This window comes from Candidatus Margulisiibacteriota bacterium, assembly GCA_003242895.1.
GTDB lineage: Bacteria > Margulisbacteria > Riflemargulisbacteria > GWF2-39-127 > GWF2-39-127 > GWF2-39-127.
Window position 1 is genome coordinate 1 of record QKMY01000076.1, and the last position, 9,569, is coordinate 9,569.

Annotated in this window: 10 protein-coding genes and 2 tRNA genes; 1 reads left to right on the plus strand and 11 read right to left on the minus strand. The window is 36.6% G+C overall.

Translation table 11 applies throughout. The features are described from left to right. Positions 1 to 268 (plus strand): ISL3 family transposase (locus DKM50_13705; GenBank protein PZM77225.1); only part of this gene is annotated, 268 nt, incomplete at its 5' end. A 184-nt stretch (positions 269 to 452) separates the two neighbouring features. Here DKM50_13705 and DKM50_13710 read toward each other — a convergent pair. The 11 genes from DKM50_13710 to DKM50_13760 all read right to left on the minus strand — a co-directional run bounded on the left by DKM50_13710 (position 453) and on the right by DKM50_13760 (position 9,272). Continuing rightward, positions 453 to 526: transfer RNA gene (locus DKM50_13710), tRNA-Gln, on the minus strand. Between the two features lie 41 nt (positions 527 to 567). Next, entirely contained in the window at positions 568 to 1,401 is an 834-nt protein-coding gene (gene rsmI, locus DKM50_13715) for a 16S rRNA (cytidine(1402)-2'-O)-methyltransferase (protein ID PZM77226.1), read from the minus strand. Between the two features lie 4 nt (positions 1,402 to 1,405). Further along, positions 1,406 to 1,846: a cell shape determination protein CcmA gene (locus DKM50_13720; protein PZM77227.1), complete on the minus strand. Its 441-nt coding sequence runs from the start codon at positions 1,844 to 1,846 to the stop codon at positions 1,406 to 1,408. A gap of 15 nt (positions 1,847 to 1,861) precedes the next feature. Then, the gene (locus tag DKM50_13725) at positions 1,862 to 2,770 is read right to left on the minus strand and encodes a hypothetical protein (protein PZM77228.1); all 909 of its coding nucleotides are present in this window, start codon (positions 2,768 to 2,770) and stop codon (positions 1,862 to 1,864) included. Between the two features lie 61 nt (positions 2,771 to 2,831). Beyond that, positions 2,832 to 2,908 (minus strand) — tRNA-Pro (locus DKM50_13730). A 71-nt stretch (positions 2,909 to 2,979) separates the two neighbouring features. After that, complete coding sequence (locus tag DKM50_13735) at positions 2,980 to 3,561, minus strand: hypothetical protein (GenBank protein ID PZM77229.1); 582 nt, start codon at positions 3,559 to 3,561, stop codon at positions 2,980 to 2,982. Between the two features lie 8 nt (positions 3,562 to 3,569). Then, entirely contained in the window at positions 3,570 to 4,790 is a 1,221-nt protein-coding gene (locus DKM50_13740) for an aspartate kinase (GenBank protein PZM77230.1), read from the minus strand. A gap of 91 nt (positions 4,791 to 4,881) precedes the next feature. After that, a complete protein-coding gene (locus DKM50_13745) occupies positions 4,882 to 6,009 on the minus strand; it encodes a hypothetical protein (GenBank protein ID PZM77231.1) in 1,128 nt (375 codons plus the stop codon). Then, entirely contained in the window at positions 5,978 to 7,309 is a 1,332-nt protein-coding gene (locus DKM50_13750; GenBank protein ID PZM77232.1) for a glycosyl transferase, read from the minus strand. Before DKM50_13750 ends, DKM50_13745 begins: the two co-directional genes overlap by 32 nt. Before the next feature lie 123 nt (positions 7,310 to 7,432). Beyond that, positions 7,433 to 8,785, minus strand: a complete 1,353-nt coding sequence (locus tag DKM50_13755) for a polysaccharide biosynthesis protein (protein ID PZM77233.1) — start codon at positions 8,783 to 8,785, stop codon at positions 7,433 to 7,435. A gap of 139 nt (positions 8,786 to 8,924) precedes the next feature. Continuing rightward, the gene (locus tag DKM50_13760) at positions 8,925 to 9,272 is read right to left on the minus strand and encodes a single-stranded DNA-binding protein (GenBank protein ID PZM77234.1); all 348 of its coding nucleotides are present in this window, start codon (positions 9,270 to 9,272) and stop codon (positions 8,925 to 8,927) included. Positions 9,273 to 9,569 lie beyond the last annotated feature (297 nt).

Sequence of the window (9,569 nt, forward strand, 5' to 3'; positions counted from 1 at the left end):
AAACCAAACAAAAAAACAGTGCAAAAAATTAATCCCGGTATTTTTGAAATATCTCAAGCAATTAAACGAATCAGCAATAGATAGGTTGGTTACATTAGGTAACACGTTAAATTCATGGGAAGAAGAGGTCGTGAGAATGTGGCGGTTTAGCAAGTCCAATGGCATTACAGAAGGATTTCATACTAAAATGGAAATGCTATCAAGAAGGGCTTACGGTTTTAGAAACTTTGAAAATTACAGATTGTGGGTTAAAATACTATGTCGTTAATATCTGGATTCCCCCATCTTCGGAGTAGAGCCCAATATATCTTAAGTAACCACATTGAATATAATTTATAAGCATTTATAACATTGTAGCATACTTAAGTTAGCCTGGAGGCAGTATAGTTTTTATAGAGTGGAGAATATCTAATAAAAGGGTTGCAGGGAATTTAGCTGGGATAAAAAAGAACTGGCTGCCCTACAAGGATTCGAACCTCGACAACCAGATCCAGAATCTGGAGTGCTACCATTACACAATAGGGCAAAACCTAATAGATTGTACCACACCCTATTTTAAGTTTGCAATTAATCTTCTAAAATTTTTTTCAGCTGATTTTTCGGTAAATTTAGATTTTCGCTGAGCAGCTGGACAACATCTTTGCGGTGCATTCCCTTGGACATCATGCCATGGGCTAACTGGACATATTTCTCTTCGATAATCTTATCTTTCGGCGGTATTTCAATAACACAGGTTATTTCACCTTTGACAGTTTCGCTTAATTGTTCTAATACCTCTATTATTTGACCATAGAGGTATTGTTCATAGGCCTTCGTCATCTCTCTTGCCAGAAAAAGCTTCTGTCCAGACAGGATCGTTTCCATAACCTGGAGTGTATCTTTTATTCGCTGCCCGCTCTCAAAGAATACGATAGTACTGCCTGCCTTGTCTTTCCAAGAGAAGATCTCTTCACTCAATTTGTTATTAACTTTTGGCAAAAATCCTGCAAAATAGAACTTGTTTGAGGACATTCCGCTGACAGATAAGGCGGACATTACTGCGGATGGTCCGGGTACAGGTATGACAGGAATATTTTTCTCTCGTGCCTTACGGACAACAACGTAGCCAGGATCGCTGATAAGCGGGGTTCCTGCGTCTGATACAAGCGCGATATCAGTTCCTTGAAGTAGATGATCAATGATAACCTCCGACTTATTCTGCTCAACATGCTCATAGTAACTCAATAATTTCTTTTTGAGATTAAGGTGTTGTAAAAGCAGTCCGGTTACCCGGGTGTCTTCACATGCAATGATTTCGACACTTCGCAATGTTTCAATCATCCTGTTGGAGATATCCGAATAATTCCCGATAGGGAGTGCTATGATATAGAGTATTCCTGAGTTATTGGTTGATTGTTTCAATAGCTTAACTTTTTGAGGTACTTAATGCAATCTTATCTTCATTAACTTCAGTTTTCTTCTGGCTATTGACTTCATCGTAGACACTTTTCGATGAAATCAGGTCCATATTGACTTTTCCTTTGTAAATTGCGCCCTCGGCAATCACTAATTGAGACCCGATGACATCGCCATATACTTTTCCGGTACTCGTTATTTCTAATCCGTTAATCGCTTCAATCGTCCCGGTGACCTCTCCCGCAACGACTATTTTTTTTCCAATCATGTCAGCTTTTACCTGGCTCTGTTCGCCAACATAGATGTCCCCTTGGGCATTAATCTGCCCTTCCATCAACCCTTCAATCCTTACTGAACCTTGCGTATCAATGGTTCCCTTGAATTCAGTTCCTCTTCCGATAAGCGTCGTAACACCTTGTTCGACATAGTTTTTTCCATTAAATATGCTCACAGCAGCTCCTCCCCATTACCTTATATCTTTATTGGCAGTAAAAATATTCAGATCTAAATATTTGGTCGGGTTAATTGCCTGATTCCATTTTCTTACTTCATAGTGAAGATGCGGTCCTGTTGACAACCCGGTTGATCCGACTCTGGCAATTATCTGACCTTTATTCACGATTTCCCCGACATTAACCAATAGCCTGCTTGCATGTCCATAAACTGTCGAAATACCATCCCGATGCTCAACAATTACCGCATTACCATATCCGCTATACCAACCGCTATAGACGACTTTCCCTTTTGCAGAACTCAGAATATTCGCACCTGTAAAAGACGGAATATCAACTCCACGATGGAATTCCATTGATCCAAAAATAGGATGCCGTCGCCAGCCAAAACCAGCAATGATAGGTCCGCTAATCGGCGAGATGGAGGGAGTAAAGTCGAATTTCTGAGTCATATCCTTTACAGAGGCCAAAAGGAGATTATAACTTTGCTTGCTTTGAACCAAATCTTTGTTCAAAGCATAAAGTTTACCTCGTAAGTCATTAACAGAAAGACTGACAATTTTATCCCTAAACATATTATTTAAATATTTTTTTTTTGAAGCCTCTTTTGAAGGTCGAGAGAAGGAAAGGTCTTCAATACCAAGTAAGCCTCGTACCTCTTGATCTTTTTCCTTTAAATCCTGAATGGCAACATTAAGTTTCCTGGTCTCCTCATCGAACTTAACAAGCTGCTTTTTTTGGTCACTATTCTCGGAGATCATTTCATGGTAATTAAAAAGCTTGGCATTTGTTTTCGTATAATAGTAAATGGAGCTGACAAACGCCACGAAACACAAGAAAAGGCACGCGCTAGCTACTTTAAAACTCCATGCTGGTAACTTAACATTAATGACCTTGGCATTAGTATTATGTGGTACCAGCATAAAGGTAAAGTATTTTTTCTTCGTCTTTTTAATCGTGCTAACCAGAGTTCCACTCCTTAAATGGTCGGGGCGACTGGATTTGAACCAGCGACCACCGGCACCCCATACCGGTGCGCTACCGAGCTGCGCTACGCCCCGGCTACACTTTTTACATAGTTTATCACAAAATATGTAACTGTAGCAAGACTAACATTTAAGAAGTAAAAAGATTAAGCTCCTTTATCGATTATTTTTCTTATAAATTCTTGATTCTTAATAAGGATATAAAATAGTGCAATTATTGCAAAAACTACAAATGATTTCGGCTGATTACTCGACAAATAATACACCAGAAAAACAGAAACAGTAGACAATTCCAATATCGATATATTATTAATTATTAGATATATTATTATACCAAATACTAAAACGAAAAGAGAAATAATGGGATTAATACGAAAAAAAATTCCCCAGAGCAGGAATGAGCTGACAAAGTCTTTCCTGAAAATAAATTGACTGGCAAGGTTCCCGGCTAAACAACTGGCGGTTGCCACAATCAAAGAATAATCCGATTGCCCGAGAACTTGATCTCCAATATAAATCGCGATGATACCTTTGGTAATATCGAGGAGGACCAGACCGGACATCATGGAGACCGTAAACATAGGAAACAAAAACGTCTTCGTTGCAGGAAACCTTCGGGTCTTTACCCGCTCAAAGGGCATCGTACGTACATAATAGTTAATAAGCGAAAAAAAAGGAATGCTTCCCAGCAAAAAAGCAACAAGTATTACCAGGCCAAGTTGGTACATATAATCCCTTAATTAGAAGTATCTAATGAAAATATCTTATGCAAGGCCGCCACAGCTTCTTTTGTATATTTTTCATTAATAACACAAGAAACTTTAATCTCTGACGTACTAATTAACTCAATATTAATGGAATTATCAGCCAGAGCTTGAAACATTTTTGCGGCAACGCCAGGTGTTGAAATCATTCCGACACCAACAATAGAAATCTTAGCAACTTTAGTATCATAAATTACTTGCCCGGCATTGTTATCTTCGCTAAACTGCTTTGATATTATAACGGCTCTTTCGACATCGGTTTCAGGAACCGTGAACGTTATGGAGTTCCTGATATCTTCTTCCTGACTTTGAATTATCATATCGACGTTAATAGCAGCTGTTGCTAATAAGCCGAATAACTTTGCTGCCATTCCAGGCTCATCCTTAACACCAAGCACAGCAATTTTTGCAGTATTAGTATCAAACGCTACTCCGGTAACTTCTTTCTTTCTTTCCATATTAGTAACCTCCTTAACAATAGTACCTTCCCCTTCATGAAAACTAGACCGTACATGTAAAACTATATTATTTTCTTTAGCACATTCAACAGCTCTGGGATGTAAAACACCAGAACCTAAACTTGCAAATTCCAACATTTCTTCATAGGAAATGACATCAAGTTTACGAGCATCTAGAAGCATTCTTGGATCCGTTGTAAACACCCCGTCAACATCAGTAAAAATCTCGCAGACATCTGCATTAAGAGCTGCCGCAAGAACAACCGCAGAAGTATCAGAGCCTCCCCGGCCAATAGTAGTCGTATCGCCATTACAATTAACCCCTTGGAACCCAGTTACAATAACGATCTTTCCTTCTAATATTTCTTTTTTCAAACGTTTCGCATCAACATCCAATATGCGAGCCTTAAGATGAAGTTCTTCAGTAAAAATACAGGCTTGATGCCCATTCAGTGAAACCGCATCAAATCCATAACTATTAATTGCCATAGCGACAAGCGCTGCTGACTGCTGCTCCCCAGTTGCCAGTAAGGCATCGTATTCACGAGCTTTCGGATTATCTGAAACTTCATAAGCTAATTTGACGAGATGATCAGTTTGATGACCCATTGCCGATACAACCACAACAACATTGTTACCATTTTGCTTGGTTTTGATTATTCTTTTGGCAACATTATGTATTTTTGTTACATCGCCAACGGATGTTCCTCCAAATTTTTGCACAACTAAGGCCACAGCTAATCCTCCATCGAAAAATTTACATAATTATATCATAACGAATTATTTACGTGAATCCTATAAAGATTGGCTGGAATATATCCCGTGACTAATTTCTCAAAAGAATTTCTTTATATATGTTTGAAAGATTTCTTACATACGATTCGATCAAGAATCTATTTTTTACAAGATCCGAAGCAGACTGTCCCATTTTTTTTACCAGTGCCCGGTTCTCAATAAACATTTTCATATACCCGCTTATCGCACTAATATCCAAAGGTTCAATCAAAAACCCTGTTTTCCCATTGATAACAAGCGTGTTTATGATGCCCACATTACTCGCAATGAGCGGTAAGTTAAGATACATGGCTTCAAGAACAACCATGGGCAAGCCTTCCCATAACGAAGGCAAAACAAAAACATCTGCAGCAGACAGGTAGCTAGGAACATCTTTTATCAAACCCAATAAAGTAACACTTTTTTCAAGATGCAAGGCTTTGAGCTGACTGCGCAAATCTTCTGAAAGAGGACCGTCTCCGGCTATCAATAATTTTGAATTCTTATAAGTTTTTGCTATCGAATGGAATGCTTCGACTAAAGATTGATGATTTTTTTCCTTACTTAATCTTCCGACACTGATAAATACAAAGTCACTTTCTCCGATACCAAGCTCCTTACGAACTTCATTACGATTTCGGCTGGGTCGCATGTTATGCTCGTTAATACAATTGTTAATAACCGATAACTTCTCTTTGTGGTTAATTAGCTTAAATGACTCAATAAGTGATTGATGGACAGATTGAGAACACGCAATCGTTTTGTTTCTGAGGCTGAAGGTTGCTTTATCAAGAATATTTCTATAAGACCTTTGCGTTTGATTAATATTATGTTCATGGACAACCAGAGGTAAATTCATTAATTTTGCAGAAAGCAAACTATGCACAGAGGCTCCCCAAATATGACTATGAATTAGGTCAGGAGATAAACCATGGATGGTTTTCATTAGTTTGATGGTGATAGTCGGATTGTATACCTTCCTGACTTTCGGGAATAAATGTATCAGGTTGATACCATCGTCAAATAATTCTTGTGAATAATGACTTTTTCCATCTCCAACTATCGATATGACCGAAACCTTCATAGTTCCGAACTGTTTAAATCCTTTTGCCAGATTTACGACAACCCTTTCGGTTCCACCGATAGCATCAATGTTCCATATGACTTGGCAAATATGCATTTACTACCTCTTTTCTAGGTTCTTTAGCATTCAAGTCAACCAATTGATCATCTAATTCCAGCATATATAAACTTCTTCTTCCCGTATGGACCGAATCTATAAATATTCTTTTTCCATCCAGGGACCATTTGGGATGAAGATCACATCTGCATTCTCCAAAATATGCAAAGGGCTCAAAAAACTCTCCCAGTTTTCTGAGTTCCCCAGTGTTAATATTAAACATATACAGGTCACGCATTCGAGATTTATAGGGAAAGGTATCAAAAATCATATTTTCATTAAAAATACTCGGATGCCCGTCTCCGAAAGCATTTATTTTCTTTCCGCCCAGAATCTCTTTATGACCGTTATCAACATTTATTGCATAATATTTGTCGCCTTGGTTAAAATCTCGTTTAAAAGTAACCACTTTATCGTTTTGCCACCAACAGCAATGGCTCACCATATCGTGGTCAGCCAAGACCTTTAGATCTTTTCCATTAATATCAGACAAGATTAACCTGTCCTGTTTTTTTCCATCAATAAAGTATCTGTGCAAAAAAATAAATTTTTTACCATTGGGACTTATCATAATGTGATTAACTTTATGCTGTGCTTCAGACATTTTGGCGTTATAGGAAATAGCAATTACATCTTTAATGGAGATAAGAAGTTCACTTTTATTCTTCTTTAAATCAACAATATAGATTCCATCTTCATAAAGGTTAGCGGTAACTCTTTTATTCAGGCGATTACGATAACCATAATCAGGGCGAAGAACCGCGAGTCGATCATAATTCAATGATAATGCAGTATTCTGGTAAACATCATAAATAGGAAAATCTATAATTTTTTCCAATGATCTAGTCTGGGCGTTTATTATTTTTGATGTGTATTTATCGGCTTTTTCATCATAATCGTTAAAAATAAAGCGAGTAGCATCTATCCACTGGCATTTAGTTCCTTGCTGCCAATTATAAGTTTTTGAAGCAAACGAACTTACTACCTTATTTGCATTTACATCATATAAATGTATTCTTATCGGGACAGAAGGATCTGGAAGTTTATTTGTCTCCCTTTCCGCTTCATGAAAAATTACATATTCATTCGTACTATTAATAGGAGATTTATCGTAATAGCCAAAAAAGGTTTCTTTATCGCCCACCTGAAATTGATGCAATTTATAATAACATTTATAATTATATTTTTTTTTATAGATCAAATAATTCAGGCGCTTGTAAATACTTTTCCCTAGAATATGAATTGCCGGAAACTTTTGCAACAAATCAGATAACACTTTTTCTGTTTCATTATATGTCATAAATTAAACCTAAATTTGACCTCAATTTTTGCTATATGCTTCTATACAAAAAAATACGGCTGATTTCCGCCCAATTCCGTATATATCACAATATCATTATATTAGTCAACATTTATTTAACTCTCATTTTGCCCATATACCTGTTGCCTTACCTTTGATCAACTTATGATACTGAATTGGGGTCCAAATCGCGCCTCCCAAAAGACAAAGAATCGTTGATAGCATAACACCGGCCGGCCCGATATTTAATTGTTTAGCAAGAAATATAGAAAGAGGGATATTAATCACCCCGATAATGATTGCTTCATAAAACTGTAATCTGAGTTTACCGACTCCACTACTAAAATTGCTGAATATTTTTGTCCACATGCTTATTACCACAAATACCCCCATCATTATCGAAAGTAAAAAAGGAACTTTTACCGAGTCCCCGACCCATAACGAATAAAAGTAATTTGAAAAAACAATCATAAAAAAAGTAACTATGCTAAATAATAGCCATAGCCTGATTAATCCATTAACTGACCTTTTTATCCATAAGAGATCGTTTTTTAAATATGCTTCAGTATACGCGCTCCAAAAAGGAGCAAGAACTATCCCAAATACCATTGAAATAAGACTAAAATATTTGAATGCAATATTATAAGAGGTTACTTCTTCCGGTCCGAAAAGTTGGGAAATAATAATGTTATCAGTTGAATAAACAATTACAATAGAAATTTGAATTATAAAAAATTGCACCCCCAACCCTGCCAACTCGTTAACGTCAGAAAAATCTACATATTTTATTGATGGTCGGACCTTTTTATAAGTATTGAAAAAAAAATACGCTGAAGCTGTTAAGAGAACAATAACCGGGATAGAACTTGCTGCGAATCCCAGATACAATAAAGATCCGGCAGTATATTTCACCAATAAATATATTACAATTAACGAAAACAAGTTCGAGAGAATACTGAGACTATAACTTAGCGAAGGTTTCTGGTCAGCGACAAGGACAACATTTACCAATTGGCACACGAACCGGAGAGCAAAAAAGCTGGAGACTATCAGCGCCAACCGGGAGAGTTCGTTTTTCATGGAATAATCGGTATTTAACAGTACCGACCAATCTATAAAAGGATTTAAAAACAAAAAAAGCACATACAGTGTACTAACAATCATAATAAGCAATGCGTATGTTGTACTCACATATTTACGGGCTAGTTCGCTATCATTTTTAGCAAGTGCCTGGGCAAATTTATTTCTCAGCCCATTTCCAAGTCCTATATCAAAATAACCAAACCACCCGATTAAAGAACTTAAGGTTAACCAAATACCATATTTTGTCGGATTTAAATACGATAATGTCAAAGGAACTAACAATAGTGTAATGCCTACACTTGCTCCTTTTAAAAAAATCGAAGCTACTATATTGATTTTTGCCTTTATTGATCTGGCACTCCCCTTAAGAAAAAAATAGCTTAGCGATTGCATGAGTCTTTCCAATTAATCTGTTTAATTGGCAGATATATTTATATTATTTGTCCCTTATTGTCAACAACGGTTACAAATAACTATAATCTGTCAGCGAGACAGATTATAGTTATTTGTAATATTTTTTTACTTTTTATTTTTAGTTATCTTTATTGCTATTCATATCTTTTTCTAAAGCTGAAAGAATCGTAATTTCATCTGCAACTATTTCTGTTACCCATTTTTTTTGATCGTCTTTTTCATAATTTCTTATCTGGATTTTCCCATCTACTAATATCCGCTTACCTTTGTTGAGATACTCCCCACATATTTCCGCCAATTTCCCCCAGCTGATAATCGGAATAAAATCAACCTCCTGCTCATCATTCTTTTTATAATTCCTGCTCACTGCTAAAACAAAACTGGTCTTCTGTGACTTCCCGATGCTTTTCTTGTCTGGATCTTTAACAAGATTCCCAACAAGAGTTACGTGATTGTAACCTTTCATTTTTCGTTTCCTCCTTCGTTAATTTATTTAATAATGAAATTATATTACGTTAAGCATATTATGTCAACAAAATAGTTGACGTAATTTTATTGTTTTTGCCATAAATGCTACTTGTAAGCAAAGGAAGGATAGGCTCGCTCTCGTTTCCAATTTAACCAGATCTGTACAAGGATTTATTGCTAGAGTCTACTGTCCCATTGTTATTTCTCAGAATAATCCGGCTTAATGTTGCTGAATAATCTGGCCGATTCAAAATAAACCGGCCAGATTGAGAATAATTAAAAAGTTTCAGATGCA